Below are 21,698 nucleotides of genomic sequence, written 5' to 3' on the forward strand. Positions count from 1 at the left end.
TCAGCCGACCAGCGCCGTGTCCCGGGCCGGGGGCGTGGTCCGGGGCGTGGACGGGACGGTGATCCGGTGGGACGGGTCGCGGACCTCGCCGACCAGCATCTCCAGCACGTCCTCCAGCGCGACCAGCCCCAGTACCTGTCCCGACGCGTCCGCGACCTGCGCCAGATGGGTGGCGGCCCGGCGCATCACGGTGAGGGCGTCGTCCAGCGGCAGTTCGGACCGCAGTGTCGCCATGGGCCGCCAGATGTGCTGGGGCACGGCCCGTTCGCGGTCCTCCAGGTCGAGGACGTCCTTCACATGGAGGTAGCCCATGTACGGACCCGTCCCCTCGGCGCTCACGGGGAAGCGGGAGTAGCCGGTGCGGACGGTCAGCTCCTCGATCCGGCGCGGGGTGACCGACGGCGGGACCGTCACGAGGGCGGCGCGGGTGATCAGGACGTCGCTCACCGGGCGGGAGCCCAGTTCCAGTGCGTCCTCGAGCCGCTCCTGCTCGGCCGGCTCCAGCAGCCCGGCCTGCCCCGAGTCCTCGACCAGCTGGCCCAGCTGGTCGCTGGTGAAGACGGACTCCACCTCGTCCCTCGGCTCGACCCGGAAGGCACGCAGCACCAGCCGGGCACAGGCGCCGAGTGCCGCGGTGACCGGACGGCACAGCCGGGCGAAGGCGACGAGGCCCGGGCTGAGCCAGAGCGCGGTCTTCTCCGGTGCGGCCATGGCGAGGTTCTTGGGGACCATCTCGCCGATGACGAGATGCAGGAAGACGACCACGGCGAGCGCGATCACGAAGCCGAGCGGATGGATCAGGCCCTCGGGGACGTGCGCCGCGTGGAAGACCGGCTCCAGCAGGTGCGCGACGGTCGGCTCGGCGACCGCGCCGAGGGTCAGCGAGCAGATGGTGATGCCGAACTGCGCGGCCGCCATCATCTGCGGCAGATTCTCCAGTCCGTGCAGCACCTGGCGGGCCCGGGCCGAGCCCTCCGCCGCGAGGGGTTCGACCTGGCTGCGTCGGACGGACACGAGCGCGAACTCGGCCCCGACGAAGAACCCGTTCGCGAGGACCAGCAGGCCGGCGAAGGCGAGTTGGAGAACGCTCATCGCGCGGCCTCCGTGAGCACCGGGACGTCGGCGGTTCGCACGAGGCGCACCCGCTCGGCGCGGTAGCGCTCCACCTGGCGCACCGAGAGCCGCCAGCCGGGGAGTTCCGCCCGGTCACCGGGGGCGGGGATGCGGCCCAGCAGATCCGCGACGAGTCCGGCCACGGTCTCGTACGGGCCGTCGGGCACATCGAGGCCTATGCGGCGCAGGGTGAGGACCCGGCAGCTACCGTCCGCCTCCCAGGCCGGCCGCCCGTCCTCGGCGGCCACCGGCGCGAGTTCGGGCTGGGCGTCGGCCTCGGCGTCGTGCTCGTCGCGGACCTCGCCGACGAGCTCCTCGACGATGTCCTCCAGGGTGACGACCCCGGCGGTGCCGCCGTACTCGTCGACCACCACCGCGATCGGCTGCTCGCTGCGCAGCCGCTCCAGCAGCTGCTGGACGGGCAGGGTCTCGGGGACCAGCAGCGGCGCGACGGCCACCTGGTCGACGGGGATGCGCGTGCGCTGATCGGCGGGGACGGCGAGGGCGTCCTTCAGGTGCACCATGCCGACGATCTCGTCGATGCGCTCGCGGTAGACGGGGAAGCGTGAAAGCCCGGTCGCCCGGGTGAGGTTGAGGACGTCGGCCGCCGTGGCGTCCGTCTGCAGTGCGCTCATCTTCACCCGCGGCGTCATCACATGCTGCGCCGTGAGATGGCCGAGCGAGAGGGTGCGGACGAACAGGTCCGCGGTGTCCTGCTCCAGCGCGCCGGCCAGAGCCGAGTGGCGGGCCAGGGACATCAGCTCGCCGGGGGTGCGCGCGGACGCCAGCTCATCGGCCGGCTCGACACCGAACAGCCGTACGAGACGGTTGGCGGCCGAGTTGAGCAGGGTGATGACCGGGCGGAAGAGGGTCGAGAACAGATGCTGCGGGCCGGCGACGAACCGCGCGACCTGGAGCGGCCGGGACACGGCCCAGTTCTTCGGGACCAGCTCGCCGATCACCATCTGGACGGCGGACGCGAGCAGCATGCCGATCACCACCGCGGCTCCGGAGACGGCCCCCGCGGGCAGCCCGGTGGCCGTCAGCGGCCCGTGGAGCAGCTGGGCGAGCGCCGGTTCGGCGAGCATGCCGACGACGAGCGAGGTGATGGTGATGCCGAGCTGGGTGCCGGACAGCTGGAAGGACAGCTCGCGCAGCGCCCGGACGACGTTGCCGGCCCGGCGGTCGCCCTCGGCGGCGGCCCGTTCGGCGTCGGGCCGGTCGACGGTGACGAGACCGAACTCCGCCGCGACGAAGAAGCCGTTGGCGAGGATCAGAAGGAAGGCTGCGGTGAGCAGCGACAAGGGGATGATCATGCCGCCGCCTCCTGAGAGGGGGCGGCGCAGGTACTACCGGACGATCCGTCCATTGCTGGAGGGAGTCACTCCTCGGGTCGGTGGAGAGTCCCGCGGGCCGCGAGCGGCCGGGGGTGGGCGGGACGGGGCGCGCTTGGCGCCGCCGTCACCAGAGTAGACAAGCAAGCCGCGGACGCGGCAGGGGCATCGCCGCTCGAAACGCTCAGTGAGCGTCCGAGCTGCCGCGGGACTCCGACAGCGCCCGCAGTGCGCGGGCGTCACGGATCGCGTGCTGCTTGGCGATTCCGGGCTGGATGCCCAGTACAGGAAGGCTGGTTCCGTCACTCAGATCGAGGAAGACCCAGGGGTCACCCGGACGGAGGTTGACACGCAGGATCTCCGCCCACTCCAGCCGCCTGGTGCGGGTGATGTTGACGACGGTGACCCCGCTCGTGTCGGCGACGACCTTGGGCCGGCTCAGCAGCGTCAGGACACCGAGGAAGAGGACCGCGGTGAAGACGAAGCTGCTCCGCTCCCCCGCGCTGAGATTCTCCAGCAGCAGAGCGACGGCGGTGATGACGACGAACATCACCGCGCCCACGGTCAGCAGGACGAACCGGGTGCGTGTGGGCCGGAACGTGACCGGCAGCGCGGGGACTTCGGGCGCGGAAGCGGGCATGGTGTCGGGCATCCTCAGAGCCGGCAGGCGTGAATGGCGGTGGTGAGGATGGCGCGGGCGCCGAGGTCGTAGAGATCGTCCATGATCCGCTGCGCCTCCTTGGCGGCGACCATGGAGCGCACGGCGACCCAGCCCTCGTGGTGCAGCGGCGAGATGGTCGGGGACTCGAGGCCCGGGGTGAGGGCCACGGCCTGCTCCAGGTGCTCGACCCGGCAGTCGTAGTCCATCATCACGTAGCTCCGCGCGACCAGGACGCCCTGGAGGCGGCGCAGGAACTGCTGCACCTTCGGGTCGTCGGTCTCCGCGCCGGTGCGCCGGATGACGACCGCCTCGGAGGTCATGATCGGCTCGCCGATGACTTCGAGGCCCGCGTTGCGCAGCGAGGTCCCGGTCTCCACGACGTCGGCGATGACCTGGGCCACGCCGAGCTCGATCGCCGTCTCGACCGCTCCGTCGAGGTGGACGACGGAGGCGTCGATGCCGTGCTCGGCGAGGTGCTTGGCGACGATGCCCTCGTAGGAGGTGGCGACCGTCATGCCGCCGAACTCGCCGACCCCGGACGCGGTGCCGGGCTTGGTCGCGTAACGGAAGGTGGAACGGGCGAAGCCGAGCTGGAGGATCTCCTCGGCGCTGGCGCCGGAGTCCAGCAGCAGATCGCGGCCCGTGATGCCGATGTCGAGCCGGCCGGAGCTCACATAGATCGCGATGTCGCGCGGCCGCAGATAGAAGAACTCGACCTCGTTCTCGGGGTCGACGAGCACGAGCTCCTTGGACTCCTTGCGCTGCTGGTAGCCGGCCTCATGGAGCATCGCCGACGCAGGTCCGGACAGTGAACCCTTGTTGGGGACGGCGATGCGCAGCATGAGTCGGGCTTCCTTCGTGCGTAGGGAGTGTTCTGCGTTGACGGGTGTGCTCAGAGGTGGGCGTAGACGTCGTCGAGCGAGATCCCGCGCGCGACCATCATCACCTGGACGTGGTACAGCAGCTGCGAGATCTCCTCGGCGGCGGCTTCCTTGCCCTCGTACTCGGCGGCCATCCACACCTCGGCGGCTTCCTCGACGACCTTCTTGCCGATGGCATGCACTCCCTTGTCCACCAGTTCGGCGGTGCGGGAGGTGGCCGGGTCGCCGTTCTTCGCCTTGAGCTGCAGCTCGGCGAAGAGCTCTTCGAAGGTTTTGTTCGCCATGATGGTCTCAGAGTAAGGGGTGCGGAAAGGCGGACACGCAGCGCCTCGGCCGACGGGCTCCGGCGAGACGCTCAGCGCCAGGGTTCGCTGACGGTCCGGAGCGTGGCCGCGGTGGCCACGGCGGCGGTCACGGCCTCGTGCCCCTTGTCCTCGTGCGATCCCTCGATCCCGGCCCGGTCCAGCGCCTGCTCCTCGTTGTCACAGGTCAGTACGCCGAATCCGATCGGGACACCGGTGTCGATCGACACCTGGGTGAGCCCCTGGGTGACGCCCTGGCACACATACTCGAAGTGCGGTGTACCACCGCGGATGACGACGCCGAGCGCGACGATCGCGTCGTAGCCCCGGCCGGCCAGCACCTTGGCGACCACGGGAAGCTCGAAGCTGCCGGGGACGCGCAGCAGTGTCGGCTCGTCGATGCCCAGCTCGTGCAGTGCGCGCAGAGCGCCGTCGACCAGCCCGTCCATGACCTTCTCGTGCCACTGCGCCGCGATCACCGCGACCCGCAGGTCGCCGCAGTTGCGTACGGACAGTTCGGGTGCACCCTTGCCGCTCATGTCTCTCCTTGACGCTTACTGGTTTTACTGGTTGCCGCAGGCGGACGCGCCGGTGGCGTCGAGCCGGGGCAGGTCGTGTCCCATCCGGTCCCGCTTGGTGCGCAGATACCGGAGGTTGTGCTCGCCCGCGTGGACGGGCATGGGCTCGCGGCCGTGCACGGTGAGGCCGTGCCGGACCAGCGCGCTGATCTTGTCGGGGTTGTTGGTCATCAGCCGCAGGCTGCGGACACCGAGGTCCTCGAGGATCTGGGCGCCCGCCGCGTAGTCGCGCGCGTCCGCGGGCAGCCCCAGTTCGAGGTTGGCGTCGAGCGTGTCGCGGCCGCGCTCCTGGAGTTCGTACGCACGCAGCTTGGACAGCAGGCCGATGCCGCGGCCCTCGTGGCCGCGCAGATAGACGACGACGCCCCGGCCGTTCTTGGTGATGTGCTCCATGGACTCCTGGAGCTGGGGGCCGCAGTCGCAGCGCAGCGAGTGGAAGATGTCGCCGGTCAGGCACTCGGAGTGGACCCGGACGAGGACGTCCTCGCCGTCGCCGATGTCGCCGTGGACGAGCGCGACGTGCTCGATGCCGTCGACGGTGGAGCGGTAGCCGTAGGCGGTGAACTGCCCGAAGGAGGTGGGCAGGTTGACCGCGGCCTCGCGCTTGACCGTCGGCTCGGCGGAGCGCCGGTAGGCGATCAGGTCCTCGATGGAGATGATCGTCAGGCCGTGCTTGCGGGCGAACGGGATCAGCTCGGGCAGCCGCAGCATCACCCCGTCCTCGCCGGCGATCTCGACGATCGCCCCGGCGGGGCGCAGCCCGGCGAGCCGGGCGAGGTCGACGGCGGCCTCGGTGTGACCGTTGCGGACCAGTACGCCGCCGGACTTGGCCCGCAGCGGGAAGACATGGCCGGGGCGCACGAAGTCGGAGGCTTCGGCGCGCCCGCCGGCCAGCAGCTGGAGCGTGGTGGCGCGGTCGGCGGCCGAGATTCCGGTGGTGACGCCGTGGGCGGAGCTCGCGTCGACGGAGACGGTGAACGCCGTCTGCATGGACTCGGTGTTGTGCTCCACCATCTGGGGCAGCTCCAGCCGCTCCAGTTCGTCACTCTCCATCGGCGCGCAGATCAGGCCGCGGCACTCGCTCATCATGAAGGCGACGATCTCGGGGGTGGCCTTCTCGGCGGCGATGACGAGGTCTCCCTCGTTCTCGCGGTCCTCGTCGTCGACGACCACCACGGGGCGTCCGGCGGCGATGTCACGGATGGCCTGCTCCACCGGGTCGAGGGCGAAGTCCTCGACGTTGTCGGTGGAGTACCAGGTGGGCTGTGCCGTCATGCTGCTGCTCCTTCCAGAGCGGGCTTGACGCTCCCACGGGAGCGCAGCCACCAGTCGCGCATGCCCCACAGGACGAGCGCGAAGTAGACCACGTAGACCAGGCCGGAGAAGGCCAGGCCGCTGTTGAAGGCCAGCGGGACGCCGACGAGGTCGACGAGCAGCCAGGCGAACCAGAACTCGACCAGCCCACGGGCCTGGGCGACCATCGCGACGAGCGTGCCGACGAAGATGTACGCGTCGGCCCACGGGCTCCACGACAGCGACGGGTAGAGGGTGAACAGCCCGCCCACGGCGAGTGTGCCGACGACGGCACCGCCCGCGAGGAGGCCGCGCTCCTTCCAGGTGGCGAAGCGGACGGCGATGGACCCGTCCTGGGCCTGCTGCCTGCCGCGGCGCCACTGCTGCCAGCCCCACAGCGCCACGCCGATGACGAGGAGCTGCTTGCCGACTCCGCCGCTGAGCTGGGCGGAGGCGTAGGCCGCGACGAGGATGACACCGGAGGCGAACTGGGCCGGCCAGGTCCAGATGGAGCGTCGCCAGCCGAGCGCGAGGGCGAACAGCCCGACGTAGTTCCCGATCATGTCCGACCACAGGATGTGCTGGTCGAAGGCCGTGAAGGCCTCGGCGTTGAGCCAGGACAGAGCGCTCACCGGGCTGTCTCCTCGCTACCGGCGCCGAGCAGCCGCTCGACGTACTTGGCGATGACGTCGACCTCGAGGTTGACCGGGTCGCCGCTCTGCTTGATGCCGAGCGTGGTCAGGGCGAGGGTGGTGGGGATGAGGCTGATCGTGAAGTAGTCGGGTCCGGCGTCGACGACGGTGAGGCTGACGCCGTCGACCGTGATGGAGCCCTTCTCGACGACGTAGCGCGTGAGGTCGGCGGGGAGCGAGATCTTGACGATCTCCCAGTTCTCGGAAGGCTTGCGCTCCAGGACCGTGCCGACGTTGTCGACATGTCCCTGCACGATGTGCCCGCCGAGCCGCCCGCCGACGGCCATGGGCCGTTCGAGGTTGACGCGGGAACCGGCCTGGAGCGCACCGAGGCTGGAGCGGTCGAGCGTCTCGGCCATGACGTCGGCCGTGAACTCGCCGTCGGCGGTGTCGACCACCGTGAGGCAGACGCCGTTGACGGCGATCGAGTCGCCGTGCTTGGCGCCGTCGGTGACGACGGGTCCGCGCAGTCGGAAACGCGAGGAGTCGCCGAGATTCTCGACGGCGGTGACCTCACCCAGTTCTTCGACGATTCCGGTGAACACGCTCAGCGCTCCTTCGGTGTGGCAGTGATACGCAGATCGGGGCCGATACGGACGGCCTCCGTCACGTCGAGGCGCAACGCCTCGGGGAGAGTGGAGATTCCGGCATCGGCGAGGGCCGCGGGGCCCGCACCGAGGAGGACGGGGGCGAGATAGCCGACGACCTCGTCGACCGCTCCTTCGGCGACGAAGGCGCCGGCGAGGGTGGGCCCGCCTTCGAGCAGTACGGAGCGGACGCCGCGTTCGTGGAGGGCCGCCAGCAGGGCCGGCACGGACAGCCCGCGCCCGGCCCTCGGCAGCCGTACGACATCGGGGAGATCGGTGGTCGCGTCGTCGGCGATCGCGACCAGGGTGGGCGCGGCGTCGTCGAGGACCCGGGCGCCGGGCTTCACCACGGTGGCCTCGGTGTCGAGAACGACCCGCAGGGGCTGGGTGGCGCCCTCGATCCCGCGGACCGCGAGGTGCGGGTCGTCAGCGCGGGCTGTGCCGGAGCCGACCACGACCGCGTCGGCCTCGGCGCGCAGCCGGTGGACGTCGGCGCGGGCCTCGGGCGAGGTGATCCAGCGGCTGGTGCGGTCGGCGGCGGCGATACGGCCGTCCAGGGTGGCGGCGTACTTCCACCGGACGAAGGGGCGGCCGCGGCGCATGGCGGTGAGCCAGGCGGTGTTGCCCGCCGCGGCCTCCTCGGCCAGCAGGCCGGCCTCCGCCGGGATTCCGGCGGCGCGCAGAGTCTCACCGCCGCCGGTGGCCTGCGGGTTGGGGTCGGCGACGGCGTACACGACACGGCCGATCCCGGCGTCGACGAGTGCCTGCGAACAGGGGCCGGTGCGACCGGTGTGGTTGCAGGGTTCGAGGGTGACGTACGCGGTGCCGCCACGGGCCCCCTCGCCCGCGTCGCGCAGGGCGTGGACTTCGGCGTGCGGGCCGCCGGCGCGCTGGTGGTAGCCCTCGCCGACGATCCGGCCGGAGGCATCGGTGATGACACACCCGACGACCGGGTTGGGGCTGGTGGAGCCGAGTCCGCGGGCGGCGAGCATGATCGCTCGGCCCATGGCGGTGCTGTCGGCTGCGGTGGCCACCGGGTCCTCCTGCCTCTTCGGGCACGGACTCCGGGGCCTGTCGACGAACGACAGAGAAGCGGGACGTCGCCGTACGGCTGCGCCTGGGCCGAGCACGCCGGTCGTCCTGAAGACGACCAGCCACTACGGCCGGCATGCCGCGTAGGGCCGCCCGCCGCGCACTGCCTCCCATCCGGACTTTAACCGTCGGTCCAGGAATTTCACCTGGTCAACCGGCCGCTGGATGCGGACGGGTCGCGGACTGTAACCGCCGGTTCGGAATTACACCGACCCCGGAGTGCGCTGCTGCTGATACAGGGCAATTCTGCCACGCCTGGGCGTGGGCCATGCGAGTGAACAGATGTGTGCTGACTCACAAGTCTAGGCATGCCGCGCAAGAGGGCGAGCGCACGGCCGGCTGCGAGGCGAACACCCCTCGGCCCACGATTGGTTCAGACCTATTGACGGACTGGTCTAGTCCTTTTAGTCTCTGGCGCACCTCGGCATGCGCGCGGGGTGTGGACTGCCCGGCGGCGGAGTCCCGGCCCTTGCCGCCGTCGGGCTTCTGCCGGACCTGGCAGGGTGGGCGCCATGACCTCGATCCTGGTGACGGGCGGCACGGGAACACTGGGCACTCTGGTGAGCGCACGTCTGCGCCGCGACGGGCACGAAGTCCGCGTCCTCAGCCGCCATGCGCACCCGTACGCCGTGGATCTGCGCGACGGTACGGGCCTGGACGCGGCCGTCGAGGGAGTCGACGCGATCGTCCACTGCGCGACGAGCCCGCGCGGGGGCGACGACCGATCGGCGGCCCTGCTGGTCGAGGCCGCCCGGCGGGCCGGCGTCGGACATCTGGTCCACATCTCCATCGTCGGCGTGGACCGGGTGCCACTCGGCTACTACCGGGTGAAGCGCGAGACCGAGCGGCTGATCGAGCAGTCGGACGCGTCCGGCGGCCCGGGGTGGACGGTACTGCGGACGACCCAGTTCCACGAGCTGGTGCTGAGCCTGCTGTCCGGCGCGTCCAGGCTTCCCGTGCTGCCGCTGCCGTCGGGTGTGCGCGTCCAGCCGGTCGACGCGGGCGAAGTGGCCGACCGGCTGGCCGAGTTGGCCCTCGGACCGCCCGCGGGTCGGGTCGCCGACATGGGCGGCCCGCAGATCCGGCCGCTCGCCGATCTGGCGCGCGGTTACCTCCGGGCGACCGGGCGCCGCCGCCGGATCGTGCCGGTGCGGCTCGCGGGCAAGGCGTACGCGGGCTTCCGCGCGGGCGGCCATCTGACACCGGAACGGGCGGTGGGGCGGGTCACGTTCGAGGAGTTCCTGGCGCGACGGAAGGACTGAGGGCCCCGGTACTGCCGGGCGCGCGGCTCTCAGGCGGAAGGCCCCACGCGCCGAGCGCCCCGCACGCTGAGCACCTTCGCGCTGAGCGTCCCGGTACCGCCGGGCCGGCGCCCCGCACGCCGAGCGCCCCGCACCGAGGAGCCGGGCCCGAGCGCCCCGCACCTGCGCGCCTCATGCCCCCGGCGCGAACAGCTCGTCCTGGGCCGCCTCCCGGGCCGTCAGCAGCGCACCGTGCAGCACCGCGTCGCCGCCCAGATCACCCGCGCGGACCTGGGTCGGGAGCGGGGTCAGTGCCGCCAGCCTGGCTTCGACCCGGACGGCGAGCTCCTCACCGCCGGCGTGGCCGACCTCGCCGCCCAGGACGACGCAGCCCGGATCGAGGACCGAGGCGACCGCGGCCGCACCGAGCGAGAGGCGGTGGGCCAGTGCGTCGAGGAAGTCGGCGTGGCCCGAGGCGACCGCGGCGGCAACCAGCGCAGCCGCCGCGGGACCGGGCGCCGGAGCTGCCTGGATGCCGTACTTCTCGGCGAGTTCACAGATCGCGGCGGAGCCCGCCAGCGAGTGGAAGCCGCCGTCGCAGTCGTTCGCCGACGGCAGCCCGGCCGTGCCCGGCACCGGCAGGAAGCCGATCTCGCCCGCGCCGCCCGACGCTCCGCGGCGGAGCCTGCCGTCCAGGAAGAGCGCGGCGCCGACGCCGTGGCCGAGCCACAGATAGACGAAGGTGTCGCGGTCGCGCGCGGCGCCGGCCCGTTGTTCGGCGAGCGCGGCGAGATTGGTCTCGTTCTCCACCACGACCCGGGCCGGCAGCCGCTCCTGGAGCGCGGCGACCAGGCGGCGGTGCCAGGCGGGCAGCCCGGAGGTGTCGCGCAGTTCGCCGCTCAGCGGGTCGATGAGGCCGGGCGCCCCGATGCCGACGCTGTGCAGCCGGGCCGCGCCCGCCTCGCGCACCGTCCGTTCCAGGAGGGCGACCGCCCGCTCGACGGCGGGCTCGGTGCCGGTGTCGTCCCCGATGGGCAGCGACGCCTCGGCGAGGGTGACACCCAGCAGATCGGCGACGACGAGGGTCACCCCCTGGGTACGGACGTCGAGTGCGGCGAGGTGCGCGCGGTCGGCGACGATCCCGTACACCCGGGCATTCGGCCCGCGCCGCTGCTCCCCCGACTCTCCGACGACCTGGATCAGGCCGGAGCCCTGGAGCCGTTCCACCAGGTCGGCGACGGTGGGCCGGGACAGGCCGGTCATGGCCTTGAGCTGCCCTGCCGTCAACGGGCCCTCGCGCTGGAGCAGTTGAAGCGCGACCCGGTCGTTGATGGCCCGGGCGGTACTCGGGGATGCGGGCATGCCTGGATCCTTCCAGATCTGACCCGGCCACTATTTATCAGGCAGGGTTCCTGATAGTTTACGCGAACCAACCGCGGGGAGGAGCAGAGTCATGGCGGAGGAAGCGGCCTACGGACAGCGGCAGTTGCGGCGGGCACGGTTCGCCGTCGCCGCGGTCTTCTGTGTGCACGGCGCGGTCACCGGCAGCTTCGCCACCCGGATCCCCTGGATCCAGGACCATGCCGCGGTCAGCGCGGGACAGCTGGGACTGGCTCTCGCCTTCCCCGCCCTCGGCGCGTCCGTCGCGATGCCCCTCGCCGGCGCGGTCAGCCACCGCTTCGGCGCGCGCAACGCGCTGCGCGGACTGCTCGCCCTGTGGACCCTCGCCCTGACGCTCCCGGCCCTGGCGCCCAATCTGCTCGGTCTGTGCGCGGCGCTGTTCGTGTTCGGCGCGACGGCGGGCATGTCCGACGTGGCGATGAACGCCCTCGGCGTGGAGATCGAGAACCGGCTCGACCGCTCGATCATGTCCGGACTGCACGGCATGTGGAGCGCGGGCGCCCTGATCGGATCGGCCGGCGGCACCCTCGCGGCCCATCTGGGCAGCGACGCCCGCCTGCACCACACCCTGGCGGCGCTGACCCTGACCGTGCTCGGACTGATCGCCTGCCAGGGCGTACTGGATCTGCGCAGCGCGCCGGACGAGGAGCCGCCGCCGCGCTTCGCCCTGCCGCCCAAGTCGGCCGTCGTGATCGGGGCGATCGGCTTCTGCGCGGTCTTCGCGGAAGGTGCGAGCCTGGACTGGTCGGCGGTCTATCTGCGGGACGTGATGGACACATCGCCGGGACTCGCGGCCGCGTCGACCACGGCCTTCGCCCTGACGATGGCGGTCGCCCGGCTCGCGGGCGACCGGATCGTGGACCGTTTCGGCCCCGTGCGTACGGTGCGCTGGGGCGGAGTCCTCGCGACGGCGGGCGGACTGACGGTCGTCCTCGCACCGCATCCGGCGCTGACGATGACCGGCTTCGGATTCATCGGACTGGGTGTCGCCGTCGTCGTCCCGCTCGCCTTCGCGGCGGCCGGACGCAGCGGCCCCAACCCCAGCCAGGCCATCGCGGGCGTCGCGACCATCACCTACACCTCGGGCCTGATCGCGCCCTCGGCGATCGGCGCGGTCGCCGACGCCACCAGCCTGGTGGTCTCCTTCTGTCTGGTGACGGCCCTGGCGTTCGGGCTGACCCTGGGGGCCGGCGTACTGCGGTCGGCCGGGCGGGAGCAGGCCAAGGCGGGGACTCAGGACCGGGCCGTATCCGAGCCCCGGACCTGAGGCCCGGCCCTGAGCCGTTCATGGCACCCGGCGGACTCCGCGCACGCCCGGGGCTTTCCGCTTCCCGGCCTCGGTCAGCCGGCGATCGAGTCGAGCTGTTCCGCAGCGGGCCGCAGCGCCCAGAGATCTCCGCCGGGAGGTGCCTGGAGACGGGGGACGGCCGCCTTGGCCCTGCGGTCACCCGCGTCGGCCGCCGCGTGCACGACGTCGGTCGCCGCGTACCGGTAGAACTCGAGCTCCGGATGCGGCCACGGGGCCGCGCCGGTCGCCGCGGGCAGCAGATAGTCGACGGCCTTGAACAGGCTCTGCCCCTGCGGTCCTCGGTACGCCCACAGATCGACGCCGACCTTGTCGCCGATGTCCGCGAGGCGCGTGTACGCGACCAGGTCGAAGGTCGAGTAGTGCCAGCTGCGGGTGCGGGCGAGCTCCTGCGGCTGGCTCCCGTCGGCGGCTATCTGCGGGTCGATGCGCTTGGCGCGCGCTTCGAGGACGGTCCGGCGGGCGAGCGCCTTGTCCCCGGTCGCGACGGCGAGAGCGGCGACCTGCATGTCGTGGAAGGTGCCGTGGTTGTTCTTGGCCGCCGCCTCCTCCTTGCCGAACGGGCTGTTCACCAGCCAGTCCAGGAACGCGGTGTTCCAGGCGCGCATGCCGGAGCGGTCCTTCCCGGACCAGCCGGGAGCTCCGGTGTCGAGGATCGCGATGGCATCCAGCACGCTGGTGTACATCTGCGAGAAGTCGATGATGCCGATCGCCCGGCCGTCGTACTTGCAGGGGATGAACTGCCCGTGGTTCAGGTGGGGGTTCATCCGGGTGGCCGGGTCCACGAACCAGGTGCGCAGGATCTTCGAGGCGTGCTCGGCGTACTTCTTCTTGCCGGTGTAGTACCAGGCGAGGCTGAGCGTGGTGGTGGAGTTGACGACCTTGCCGATGTCGGGGCGGTCGGTGCCGGTGTCGACCTCGGGATTGCGTTCGCCGTCCCGCTGGACATAGGGGCAACCCCACGGATTCTCGGGGGTCTTGGGCTGCGAGGGCCACCAGTAGGGCGCCTGGCTCAGATAGTCGTGGACGTCGCCGCTCGGGGCGGGCTTGGGCTTGTCCACCACGGTCCAGGGCCCCTGCCCGAGCCAGCCGTCCGCGCGGACGGTCAGATCCCTGGCAGCCTGACGGAGGGCCGGATCACCGCGCTCCAGCCGCTTCCTGGCTTCCTCCAGCCGCTTGCCGTCGATGACCGCCGTTTTCGGCACCTGGTGGGAGCCGGTGGCGGCGGCCTGGGAGGACGCGGTCGGTACGAGGACGGCGACGCAGCCGGCGAGGGCGGTGAGCACAACTGCCCAGCGGCGTCGGGGTCTTCCGGTCATCAAGCGCTCCCATCAGATATGTGAACGAGATTCATGAACGGGACCGTGCGAGCGTAGGGCCACCAGGTACGGGTGACAATGCCGCGCGCACGATTCACGGATGGGACTGCGGCACTGATCGGCCACTACGATTGCGCCGATCATCGAACGACTGTTGAAGTGGAGCGGCCCGTGAACCTCGGCGTGCGCTGGACCCTGCACGGCGACGGGCGGACTCCCGCTCCGGGCGCCGTCGTACGCCCCGACGAGCGGCTCTCCTGGCCGCGCACCGCGGGGCTCGGCGCCCAGCATGTGGTGGCGATGTTCGGGGCGTCCTTCGTGTCCCCGATCCTGATGGGGCTCGACCCCAACCTCGCGATCATGATGTCCGGCATCGCGACGGCGATCTTCCTGCTGGCGACCCGCGGGAAGGTGCCCAGCTACCTGGGCTGTTCGCTCTCCTTCGTGGGCGTGGCCGCCATCATCCGGGCCTCGGGCGGCGACAGCGCCACCGTGACCGGTGCGGTCTTCGTCGTCGGCGCGGCCCTCTTCCTCGCGGGCCTCGCGGTGCAGCGCTTCGGGGCGCACATCATCCACACCGTGATGCCGCCGATCGTGACCGGTGCTGTCGTCATGCTCATCGGCTTCAACCTGGCGCCGGTGACCGCCACGACGTACTGGCCGCAGGACCAGTGGACGGCCCTGCTGACGATGCTGTTCACCGCGCTGGCCGTGGTGTGTCTGCGCGGCTTCTTCTCCCGGATCGCCATCTTCCTGGGGCTCGTCTTCGGCTATGTGCTGTCCTTCGTCCTCGACCGGGTCTTCGGCAGGATCCACTCCCCCGCCGGCGGCGCCGAAGCCGTCGACCACTGGCGGCTCGACCTGTCGGGCGTGGGCAAGGCCGACTGGGTCGGCCTCCCGTCCTTCCACGCACCGAGCTTCGAGTGGTCGGCGATCCTGGTCGCCCTGCCGGTCGTCATCGCGCTGATCGCCGAGAACGCCGGACACGTCAAGGCCGTCGGCGAGATGATCCGTGAGCCGCTCGACGACAAGCTCGGCACCGCGATCGCGGCGGACGGCGCGGCCTCCATGCTGTCGACGGCCGTCGGCGGCCCGCCGAACACGACGTACTCCGAGAACATCGGCGTCATGGCGGCCACCCGCGTCTACTCGACCGCCGCCTACTGGGCCGCGGCCTGCTTCGCCCTGCTGTTCGGGCTCTGCCCGAAGTTCGGCGCGGTGGTGGCCGCCATCCCCGGCGGCGTCCTCGGCGGGATCACCGTGATCCTCTACGGCATGATCGGTCTGCTCGGCGCCCAGATCTGGATCAACGCCAAGGTGGACATGCGCAATCCGCTGAACCTCGTACCGGCGGCGGCGGGCATCATCATCGGCGTCGGCGGTGTCAGCCTGAAGATCACCGACACCTTCGAGCTCAGCGGCATCGCCCTCGGCACCATCGTGGTCATCGCCGGCTACCACCTGCTGCGGGCCTTCGCCCCCGCCCATCTCAAGCAGCAGGAGCCCCTGCTGGACTCGGGCACCTCCACGTACGACGAGGCCGACAAGCACCCGGACGAGCGGCCGTAGCCACCCGCGTATTCCCTCGTTTCGGGGAAGTCCCGGCCGGTCACCGCGCCCGTGGGCCGGCGGCTGGGACGCTTCCGGTATGGCGCAGAGGGAACTGCTCGCACCGCCGGCCGGCTGCCGCCCGTCCCCGGTCGACTCGGTGGTGGAGCGGATGGTTTCGTTCCGCTCGATCTGGCCCGCGACGGACGGGGTCGCGGTCTTCAATCGCGTCTATCTGGCGGTCACCGAGGAGATCGACCGGCGCATCGCGGCGGGCGACTTCCCCGACCGGCGGGCCGCCGCCACGCTGGACGTGCTCTTCGCCCGGCGCTATCTGACGGCCGTGGACGCGGCGGCCGCGGGCGAGAGACCGCCGGCGTGCTGGCGTCCGCTGTTCCAGTACCGGCGCCACCCCGGCATCCACCCGGTGCAGTTCGCCCTCGCCGGGATCAACGCGCACATCGGGCACGACCTGGCGCTCGCCGTGGTCGACACCTGCCGGGTGCTGGACTGCGAACCGGCCGATCTGGAGGGCGAGTTCGACCGGGTCGGCGACATCCTCACGCTTCTGGAGGAGCGCATCAGGGAGGACCTGATGCCGGGCCCCGATCTGCTGGAGATCGCGGATCCGCTCACCCATCTGCTGGGCGCGTGGAGCCTGGACCGGGCGCGCGACGGCGCCTGGTCCGCGGCCCGGCTGCTGTGGGGTGTGCGGACCCTGCCGGAGCTGGCCGACGAGTTCACCGAACGACTCGACACGGGCGTCGGCCTGGTCGGGCGCTGCCTGCTGACGCCCTGGTCCTGACCGAGGGGCCGGGGCCCCGGGAGGTCAGTCCTCCGGCAGCTCGACGGGAGCGATCTCGTCGAACACGTCGCCGGGGCCCGGGTTGGTCGCGTCGGTCGCGCCGCCGAGGTGCGCCATCACACCCCACACCGCGTTCAGCGCGGTCTGCACGGCACCCTCCGCCCAGCCCGCGGTCCACGAGATGTCGTCACCGGCGAGGAAGATGCCGCGCTTGTCGGCGGGCAGCGAGTCCTGCATGAAGTGGGTGAACAGCCGGCGCTGGTAGCGGTAGTGGCCGGGCAGGTTCGCCTTGAACGCGCCCATGAAGTACGGCTCGTTCTCCCAGGACACGGTGACGGGGTTGCCGATGACGTGGCTGCGGATGTCGACGTTCGGGTAGATCTCGCCGAGCGACTTGAGCATGACCTCCATGCGCTCGTTCGCCGACAGCGGCAGCCACTTCAGGCTGTCGTCGCACCAGGTGTAGGAGAGGCAGATGACGGCCGGCTTGTCGGGGCCGTTGTCCAGCAGATACGTGCCGCGCGTCATCCGGTCGGTGAGCGTCATCGACATCGTGTCGCGGCCGGTCGTCTCGTCCTTGTCGAGCCAGAACGGCCGGTCGACGGGGACGAAGAGCTTGGACGACTCCATGTAGTGGGTGCGCTCCATCGCCGTCCAGTGGTCGATGGGGAAGAGCGAGTCGTCGCAGTCGATCTTGGAGAGCAGCAGCCAGGACTGAGCGGTGAAGATCGCCGCCTGGAAGGTGCGGATGTCGCCGGAGGCGTCGGTGACCGTGATGCGGTTGCCCGCCGTGCGGTTGAGCCGGGTCACGGCCGGCCGGGGCTCGCCGTCGTGCAGCGAGGCGAGCGAGGTGCCCAGCGGCCAGTGCACGATCTTCTGCGGCTCGCGCTCCCACAGGCGCACCGGCAGCTGCTGCGAACCGCCGACGATCCCGCGGTGGTGGTCGTCCGCCTCGGTGTAGACGACGCGGAGGATCTCCAGGATGGAGTTGGGGAAGTCGGTGTCCCAGCCGCCGGTGCCGAATCCGACCTGGCCGAAGATCTCGCGGTGCCGGAAGGACTTGAAGGCCTCCGAGTCGCACAGGAACCCGTAGAAGGTCTGGTTGTCGAGCTTCTCGACGAGCTTCGCCCAGATCTCCCGGATACGGGGGACATCGCGCTCCCGCATGGCGCGGTTCATGTCGGTGAAGTCGGCGCCCTCCTCCAGGCAGGCGTTCCACGCGGCGGCCACATCGCGGTAGACCTGCGGCAGGTCGTCGATGGTCTCGGCGTAGTGGGACTCGCCCTTGAGGTCGACCACGGTCGAGGGGGTCGCCTCGGACAGCGGGTTCGGGAACGGCTCGGTGACCAGTCCGACCAGGTCGATGTAGTGCTGGAGGGCCGTCGAGGACGGCGGGAAACGCATGGCGCCCATCTCTGCGGTGAGCTCCGGGTCGCAGCCGTCGAAGCCGACGGTGCGCAGCCGGCCGCCGATCCGGTCCGCCTCGTAGACGACGGGCTTCAGGCCCATCTTCATGAGCTCGTAGGCGGCGACGATGCCGGAGAGCCCGCCGCCGATGACGGCGACCTCGGTGCCGTGCTCGGTCGCGGGTATCTGGCCGAGGCCCGCGGGGTGGCCGAGGAAGTCGTCGTACGCGTACGGGAAGTCCGGACCGAACATGGTGATCGGCGGCTGAGCGTCGGTGTGCTGGACAGCGGTGGGCACCGTGGACGTCATGGGGTACGGACTCCTTGCACAAAAGGTGGGGCGGGGAAGGCCGGGCGGGCCCGGATCGTCGTGGCGTGGGGAGCGCCGCGGCTCAGTTCAGTGAGGTGTACAGGCCCGGGCGGCGGTCCTGGAGATACGGGTTGGCCTCGCGCGACGCGCTCAGGAAGGCGGGATCCACGTCGCCGACCACGAGTTCCTCGCCCCGGCCCGCGCGGGCCCGGGCGGCGCCGTCAGGGCCGGCGAGGCAGCTGAGCCCGACGAACTCGAACTCCCCCTCGGGGCCCGTCCTGTTGACGTAGGCGATGTACATCTGGCTCTCGAAGGCCCGCACCGGTACGAGCGACTCGGCGACGAACTGGAAGGGGTGCATCTGCGCGGTGGGCACCAGCAGGAGGTCGGTGCCGGCGAGGGCGTGCGCGCGGACGTTCTCCGGGAACTCCACGTCGTAGCAGATCAGCATGCCGATCGTGATGCCGTCGAGCTCGGCCTGGACGACGGGCAGGTCGCCGGGGGTGAACCACTGCTGCTCGAAGCAGCCGAAGAGGTGGGTCTTGCGGTAGTTCGCCAGGCGGCTGCCGTCGGGGCCGATCAACTGGGCGGAGTTGAAGATCCGGCCCGGGCCGTCGGCCCGGTCGCCGGACGCGGCGCCGTCGCGCTCGGGGTACCCGTACACGACCGCGATGCCGTGGCGGACGGCGATCTCGGCGACGGCCGTGGCACCGGGGCCGTCGGAGGGCTCCGCCAGCACGGGCAGCTCGTCCCCGATCGCGTATCCGGTCAGGAACAGCTCCGGGCACACCAGCAGACGGGCGCCGGCGTCAGCGGCGCGCGCGGCGGCCTCGTCGAGCGCCTTCAGATTCTCGGCGACCGAGCCCGGTCGGCCGGAACTCTGGAGCAGTGCGGTGCGCAGCGGCGGCATGGCTGACCTCGGACGGAGTGCGGTGGAGGAGACGTCAAAACGGTACGGGCCGGGCACCGGCCGGGACAAGGCGCGACCGTTGCGCGCTGATGAGCGATCCATTGCGCCGACGGTCCCGGGAGCGGCGATTCGTTGCGCCCTGTGACCTGCGACATCCGGAGGTGGGGTGAGACCAGCCGCTGATGCGGTCTACGGCTGCGGTCGTACGGCGCGCCGCACTCCCCCGCCCGGACGGCGGAGCCGGGCACCGCCTCGGGCGCGATGTGCGTCTGGAGGGCCGCCGGAAGAGTGGTCGTCGTCCCCTTCATCTGCCGAAAGGACCGCCATGAAGGCTCCTGTCCACCGTCGTACGAAGGTCGCCGCGATCGGCGCGGCCGTGCTGATCACCGCCGGGGCCACCGGGTCCGCCGTGGCGTCGGGCGACCCCGGCTCGCGGGGCGGCGGGCAGCGGGAGGCCGCCGCCCTCACCGGCTCCGCGAAGCTGTACCGCTCGCTCGGCGACGACATCACCTTCACCTTCGACGCGCATCTGGCGGCGAAGAACACCGATGACCCGCTCAAGGCCACCGGCACCTTCAGCTGGAGCCACTATCTGAACGGCAAGGGCGCCTGGGCGAAGGCCAGGGTCGACTGCCTGGTCACCGGCGGAAAGGTGGCCGTGGTCAGCGGTGTCATCACCGACACCGACCTGGAGGGGGCCAAGGGCACCCGGGTCGGCATCACCGTCCACGACGTCGGTCGGGGGGACCGGCTCGGCTACAGCTGGGCCGCCCAGGGCAGCCCGGTCGAGACGAAGGACCTGCCCAGATGCGTGGGCTCCGCGCCCTTCGAGAAGGTGACCGGGGGCTCGGGCGACTTCCGGGTGGTGCCCTGGAACCCCAAGCTCTGACGCGTCGGGGCCCGGCGTGTCAGGCGGGTGAGCCCGACGAGTAGCGCCGCAGCAGCGGCGAGAGCACCAGAACGGACTTGGTGCGCTCCACGAAGGGCTCGCCCGCGATCCGTTCCAGCACCCGCTCGAAGTGGCGCATGTCGGCCGCGAAGACCTGCACGATCGCGTCCGCGTCCCCCGTGACGGTGGAGGCGGACGCGATCTCCGGGTACCGCTTCAGCCCGCGCTCGATGGCCTCGGGCGAGGTGTTGCGGCTGCAGTAGATCTCGATGAACCCTTCGGTCTCCCAGCCGAGGGCCGCCGGGTCCACCCGTACGGTGAAGCCGGTGATGGCCCCCACGTCGCGCAGCCGGTCCACACGCCGCTTCACGGCGGGAGCGGACAGGCCCACCATCGCGCCGATGTCGGCGTAGGAGCGGCGGGCGTCCTCCGCCAGGGCGTGGACGATGCGTTCGTCGAGATCGTTGAGTCGCACTACGAATGGGTCACTTCTCTGCGGTGGCCAGTCGGGAGCGGCGCATGCCGTAACCGAAGTAGAACACGAGGCCGACCGCCATCCAGACTCCGAAGACCGCCCAGGTGACGGCCGGGAGGCTGAACATCATCCAGACGCAGAAGGCGAAGCCCGCCACCGGGAAGAGCGGCGAGAGCGGCACCCGGAACGTGCGGTCCATGTCCGGGCGCGTCCGGCGCAGCACCACGACCGCCACATTGACCAGGGCGAACGCGAAGAGCGTGCCGATGCTGGTCGCGTCGGCGAGCTGGCCCAGCGGGACGGCGGCCGCCAGCACCCCGCAGAACACCGAGACGATCACGGTGTTGGCGCGAGGCACGCCGCTCTTGCGGTCCACCTTGGAGAAGACCTTGGGGACAAGGCCGTCGCGGGACATCGCGAACAGGATGCGGGTCTGTCCGTAGAGCACCGTGAGGACGACGCTCGCAATGGCGATCACGGCGCCGGCGGCGAGCAGGACGGCCCAGAACGTCTGGCCCGTCACATCGCGCATGATGCCGGCGAGCGCGGCCTCCGACTCGCCGAAACCCTTCCACGGCCGGGCGCCCACGGCGACGGCCGCGACCAGCACGTACAGGGCCGTGACAATGAGCAGCGAGAGCATGATCGCGCGCGGCAGGTCGCGCTGCGGGTTCTTCGCCTCCTCGCCGGCCGTCGAGGCGGCGTCGAAGCCGATGTAGGAGAAGAACAGCGAGGCACCGGCGGCGCTGACGCCCGCCATGCCCAGCGGCATGAAGTTCTCGTAGTTGCCGGCCCGGAAGCCCTGGACGCCGACGGCGCAGAAGAGCACCAGGGCGGCGATCTTCACGACGACCATGACCGTGTTGGCGCGGGCACTCTCGCGGGCGCCGCCGAGCAGGAAGACCATCGCCAGGAGCACGACGATGAGGGCGGGCAGATTGAACAGGCCGCCGTCGCCCGGCGGTGCGGAGAGCACGTCCGGGATGGTCACGCCGATCGTGCCGTCGAGCAGTTCGTTGAGGTACTCGCCCCAGCCGACGGCCACCGCGGCGACCGACACCCCGTACTCGAGGATCAGACACCAGCCGCAGACCCAGGCGACGAGTTCGCCGAGCGTGGCGTAGGTGTACGAGTAGGAGGAACCGGAGACGGGGATCGTGCCGGCGAGTTCGGCGTAGGAGAGCGCCGAGAACAGTGCGGTGAGGCCTGCTATCACGAACGAGACCGTGACGGCGGGGCCCGCCTCGGGGACGGCTTCGCCGAGGACGACGAAGATGCCCGTGCCCAATGTGGCGCCGATGCTGATCATGGTCAGCTGCCACATGGACAGCGACCGGCGCAGCGAGCCGCCCTCACCCTGGCCACTCTCGGCAACCAGGCGCTCGACGGGCTTGCGCCGCATCAGCCGGGCGCCGGCGCCGGGGCGCCCGCCCTGCGGTGGCTCGGTCGAGGGTGGGGCTGCGCCGTGGTCCAGCACTGCGGGTGCTCCTTCATCGCTGCGGATCGCGGCAGGTGACCTGCGACGATCCACGGACATGACGGAGGGGTCCGCATG

The 21,698-nt window shown here is 71.3% G+C and carries 21 protein-coding genes and 1 riboswitch; of the genes, 5 read left to right on the plus strand and 16 right to left on the minus strand.

What is annotated here, in order from left to right; translation table 11 throughout:
• From ACQPWZ_RS05835 to ribD, 10 genes are all read right to left on the minus strand, one after another.
• On the minus strand, positions 1-1,092 hold the full coding sequence (locus ACQPWZ_RS05835) for a hemolysin family protein (protein WP_340472043.1): 1,092 nt from the start codon (positions 1,090-1,092) through the stop codon (positions 1-3).
• The gene (locus tag ACQPWZ_RS05840; protein ID WP_313947518.1) at positions 1,089-2,429 is read right to left on the minus strand and encodes a hemolysin family protein; all 1,341 of its coding nucleotides are present in this window, start codon (positions 2,427-2,429) and stop codon (positions 1,089-1,091) included. The genes ACQPWZ_RS05835 and ACQPWZ_RS05840 overlap by 4 nt, the downstream gene beginning before the upstream one ends.
• A 202-nt stretch (positions 2,430-2,631) precedes the next feature.
• Positions 2,632-3,087, minus strand: coding sequence for a PH domain-containing protein (locus ACQPWZ_RS05845; RefSeq protein ID WP_356704559.1), 456 nt, complete (start codon positions 3,085-3,087; stop codon positions 2,632-2,634).
• A 14-nt stretch (positions 3,088-3,101) separates the two neighbouring features.
• Positions 3,102-3,950: an ATP phosphoribosyltransferase gene (gene hisG, locus ACQPWZ_RS05850; protein ID WP_313947515.1), complete on the minus strand. Its 849-nt coding sequence runs from the start codon at positions 3,948-3,950 to the stop codon at positions 3,102-3,104.
• 50 nt (positions 3,951-4,000) lie between these two features.
• A complete protein-coding gene (locus tag ACQPWZ_RS05855; RefSeq protein ID WP_142215995.1) occupies positions 4,001-4,273 on the minus strand; it encodes a phosphoribosyl-ATP diphosphatase in 273 nt (90 codons plus the stop codon).
• A 71-nt stretch (positions 4,274-4,344) separates the two neighbouring features.
• The gene (ribH, locus tag ACQPWZ_RS05860) at positions 4,345-4,830 is read right to left on the minus strand and encodes a 6,7-dimethyl-8-ribityllumazine synthase (RefSeq protein ID WP_313947514.1); all 486 of its coding nucleotides are present in this window, start codon (positions 4,828-4,830) and stop codon (positions 4,345-4,347) included.
• 24 nt (positions 4,831-4,854) lie between these two features.
• On the minus strand, positions 4,855-6,144 hold the full coding sequence (locus tag ACQPWZ_RS05865) for a bifunctional 3,4-dihydroxy-2-butanone-4-phosphate synthase/GTP cyclohydrolase II (protein WP_313947513.1): 1,290 nt from the start codon (positions 6,142-6,144) through the stop codon (positions 4,855-4,857).
• Positions 6,141-6,794: a nicotinamide mononucleotide transporter family protein gene (locus tag ACQPWZ_RS05870; RefSeq protein ID WP_433570837.1), complete on the minus strand. Its 654-nt coding sequence runs from the start codon at positions 6,792-6,794 to the stop codon at positions 6,141-6,143. Before ACQPWZ_RS05870 ends, ACQPWZ_RS05865 begins: the two co-directional genes overlap by 4 nt.
• Positions 6,791-7,399: a riboflavin synthase gene (locus tag ACQPWZ_RS05875; RefSeq protein WP_433570838.1), complete on the minus strand. Its 609-nt coding sequence runs from the start codon at positions 7,397-7,399 to the stop codon at positions 6,791-6,793. The genes ACQPWZ_RS05870 and ACQPWZ_RS05875 overlap by 4 nt, the downstream gene beginning before the upstream one ends.
• A gap of 2 nt (positions 7,400-7,401) precedes the next feature.
• A complete protein-coding gene (ribD, locus tag ACQPWZ_RS05880; RefSeq protein ID WP_433570839.1) occupies positions 7,402-8,475 on the minus strand; it encodes a bifunctional diaminohydroxyphosphoribosylaminopyrimidine deaminase/5-amino-6-(5-phosphoribosylamino)uracil reductase RibD in 1,074 nt (357 codons plus the stop codon).
• A gap of 154 nt (positions 8,476-8,629) precedes the next feature.
• Positions 8,630-8,760: riboswitch (FMN riboswitch) on the minus strand.
• Between the two features lie 285 nt (positions 8,761-9,045).
• Between ribD and ACQPWZ_RS05885 the strand changes: the two genes are divergently transcribed.
• Positions 9,046-9,795 carry an SDR family oxidoreductase gene (locus tag ACQPWZ_RS05885; RefSeq protein WP_433570840.1) on the plus strand — a complete coding sequence of 250 codons (750 nt, stop codon included), beginning with the start codon at positions 9,046-9,048 and terminating at the stop codon, positions 9,793-9,795.
• Between the two features lie 171 nt (positions 9,796-9,966).
• Here ACQPWZ_RS05885 and ACQPWZ_RS05890 read toward each other — a convergent pair whose 3' ends face one another.
• The gene (locus tag ACQPWZ_RS05890; protein ID WP_433570841.1) at positions 9,967-11,136 is read right to left on the minus strand and encodes an ROK family transcriptional regulator; all 1,170 of its coding nucleotides are present in this window, start codon (positions 11,134-11,136) and stop codon (positions 9,967-9,969) included.
• A 91-nt stretch (positions 11,137-11,227) separates the two neighbouring features.
• Here ACQPWZ_RS05890 and ACQPWZ_RS05895 point away from each other — a divergent pair, with 91 nt between their 5' ends.
• Complete coding sequence (locus ACQPWZ_RS05895; RefSeq protein WP_340472050.1) at positions 11,228-12,442, plus strand: MFS transporter; 1,215 nt, start codon at positions 11,228-11,230, stop codon at positions 12,440-12,442.
• A 74-nt stretch (positions 12,443-12,516) separates the two neighbouring features.
• On the opposite strand, the gene ACQPWZ_RS05900 is transcribed toward ACQPWZ_RS05895, so the two are convergent.
• Positions 12,517-13,800: an alginate lyase family protein gene (locus ACQPWZ_RS05900; protein ID WP_433570842.1), complete on the minus strand. Its 1,284-nt coding sequence runs from the start codon at positions 13,798-13,800 to the stop codon at positions 12,517-12,519.
• A gap of 171 nt (positions 13,801-13,971) precedes the next feature.
• On the opposite strand from ACQPWZ_RS05900, the gene ACQPWZ_RS05905 reads away from it, so the two are divergent.
• Both ACQPWZ_RS05905 and ACQPWZ_RS05910 read left to right on the plus strand, forming a co-directional pair.
• Positions 13,972-15,369, plus strand: a complete 1,398-nt coding sequence (locus tag ACQPWZ_RS05905; RefSeq protein ID WP_433570843.1) for a uracil-xanthine permease family protein — start codon at positions 13,972-13,974, stop codon at positions 15,367-15,369.
• Between the two features lie 79 nt (positions 15,370-15,448).
• A complete protein-coding gene (locus ACQPWZ_RS05910) occupies positions 15,449-16,153 on the plus strand; it encodes a DUF5995 family protein (protein ID WP_433570844.1) in 705 nt (234 codons plus the stop codon).
• Between the two features lie 24 nt (positions 16,154-16,177).
• On the opposite strand, the gene ACQPWZ_RS05915 is transcribed toward ACQPWZ_RS05910, so the two are convergent.
• Both ACQPWZ_RS05915 and ACQPWZ_RS05920 read right to left on the minus strand, forming a co-directional pair.
• Positions 16,178-17,869 (minus strand): flavin monoamine oxidase family protein, encoded by a 1,692-nt coding sequence (locus tag ACQPWZ_RS05915; RefSeq protein WP_433570845.1) that lies wholly within the window; start codon positions 17,867-17,869, stop codon positions 16,178-16,180.
• A gap of 82 nt (positions 17,870-17,951) precedes the next feature.
• On the minus strand, positions 17,952-18,779 hold the full coding sequence (locus ACQPWZ_RS05920; protein WP_340472055.1) for a carbon-nitrogen hydrolase family protein: 828 nt from the start codon (positions 18,777-18,779) through the stop codon (positions 17,952-17,954).
• 325 nt (positions 18,780-19,104) lie between these two features.
• On the opposite strand from ACQPWZ_RS05920, the gene ACQPWZ_RS05925 reads away from it, so the two are divergent.
• Positions 19,105-19,668, plus strand: a complete 564-nt coding sequence (locus ACQPWZ_RS05925) for a Repetin (RefSeq protein ID WP_433570846.1) — start codon at positions 19,105-19,107, stop codon at positions 19,666-19,668.
• Positions 19,669-19,687: 19 nt separating this feature from the next.
• On the opposite strand, the gene ACQPWZ_RS05930 is transcribed toward ACQPWZ_RS05925, so the two are convergent.
• Complete coding sequence (locus tag ACQPWZ_RS05930) at positions 19,688-20,143, minus strand: Lrp/AsnC family transcriptional regulator (protein ID WP_313947500.1); 456 nt, start codon at positions 20,141-20,143, stop codon at positions 19,688-19,690.
• A gap of 10 nt (positions 20,144-20,153) precedes the next feature.
• Positions 20,154-21,620 carry an amino acid permease gene (locus tag ACQPWZ_RS05935; RefSeq protein ID WP_340472057.1) on the minus strand — a complete coding sequence of 489 codons (1,467 nt, stop codon included), beginning with the start codon at positions 21,618-21,620 and terminating at the stop codon, positions 20,154-20,156.
• Positions 21,621-21,698: the final 78 nt, after the last annotated feature.

The organism is Streptomyces sp. CA-251247 (assembly GCF_050952975.1).
Lineage (GTDB): Bacteria > Actinomycetota > Actinomycetes > Streptomycetales > Streptomycetaceae > Streptomyces > Streptomyces achmelvichensis.

Excerpts from the sequence above, each read along its gene's own strand:
- ACQPWZ_RS05835 (WP_340472043.1), bottom strand. The coding sequence starts at position 1,092 with ATGAGCGTTCTCCAACTCGCCTTCGCCGGCCTGCTGGTCCTCGCGAAC.
- ACQPWZ_RS05840 (WP_313947518.1), bottom strand. The coding sequence starts at position 2,429 with ATGATCATCCCCTTGTCGCTGCTCACCGCAGCCTTCCTTCTGATCCTC.
- ACQPWZ_RS05845 (WP_356704559.1), bottom strand. The coding sequence starts at position 3,087 with ATGCCCGCTTCCGCGCCCGAAGTCCCCGCGCTGCCGGTCACGTTCCGG.
- hisG (WP_313947515.1), bottom strand. The coding sequence starts at position 3,950 with ATGCTGCGCATCGCCGTCCCCAACAAGGGTTCACTGTCCGGACCTGCG.
- ACQPWZ_RS05855 (WP_142215995.1), bottom strand. The coding sequence starts at position 4,273 with ATGGCGAACAAAACCTTCGAAGAGCTCTTCGCCGAGCTGCAGCTCAAG.
- ribH (WP_313947514.1), bottom strand. The coding sequence starts at position 4,830 with ATGAGCGGCAAGGGTGCACCCGAACTGTCCGTACGCAACTGCGGCGAC.
- ACQPWZ_RS05865 (WP_313947513.1), bottom strand. The coding sequence starts at position 6,144 with ATGACGGCACAGCCCACCTGGTACTCCACCGACAACGTCGAGGACTTC.
- ACQPWZ_RS05885 (WP_433570840.1), top strand. The coding sequence starts at position 9,046 with ATGACCTCGATCCTGGTGACGGGCGGCACGGGAACACTGGGCACTCTG.
- ACQPWZ_RS05890 (WP_433570841.1), bottom strand. The coding sequence starts at position 11,136 with ATGCCCGCATCCCCGAGTACCGCCCGGGCCATCAACGACCGGGTCGCG.
- ACQPWZ_RS05895 (WP_340472050.1), top strand. The coding sequence starts at position 11,228 with ATGGCGGAGGAAGCGGCCTACGGACAGCGGCAGTTGCGGCGGGCACGG.
- ACQPWZ_RS05900 (WP_433570842.1), bottom strand. The coding sequence starts at position 13,800 with ATGACCGGAAGACCCCGACGCCGCTGGGCAGTTGTGCTCACCGCCCTC.
- ACQPWZ_RS05910 (WP_433570844.1), top strand. The coding sequence starts at position 15,449 with ATGGCGCAGAGGGAACTGCTCGCACCGCCGGCCGGCTGCCGCCCGTCC.
- ACQPWZ_RS05915 (WP_433570845.1), bottom strand. The coding sequence starts at position 17,869 with ATGACGTCCACGGTGCCCACCGCTGTCCAGCACACCGACGCTCAGCCG.
- ACQPWZ_RS05920 (WP_340472055.1), bottom strand. The coding sequence starts at position 18,779 with ATGCCGCCGCTGCGCACCGCACTGCTCCAGAGTTCCGGCCGACCGGGC.
- ACQPWZ_RS05925 (WP_433570846.1), top strand. The coding sequence starts at position 19,105 with ATGAAGGCTCCTGTCCACCGTCGTACGAAGGTCGCCGCGATCGGCGCG.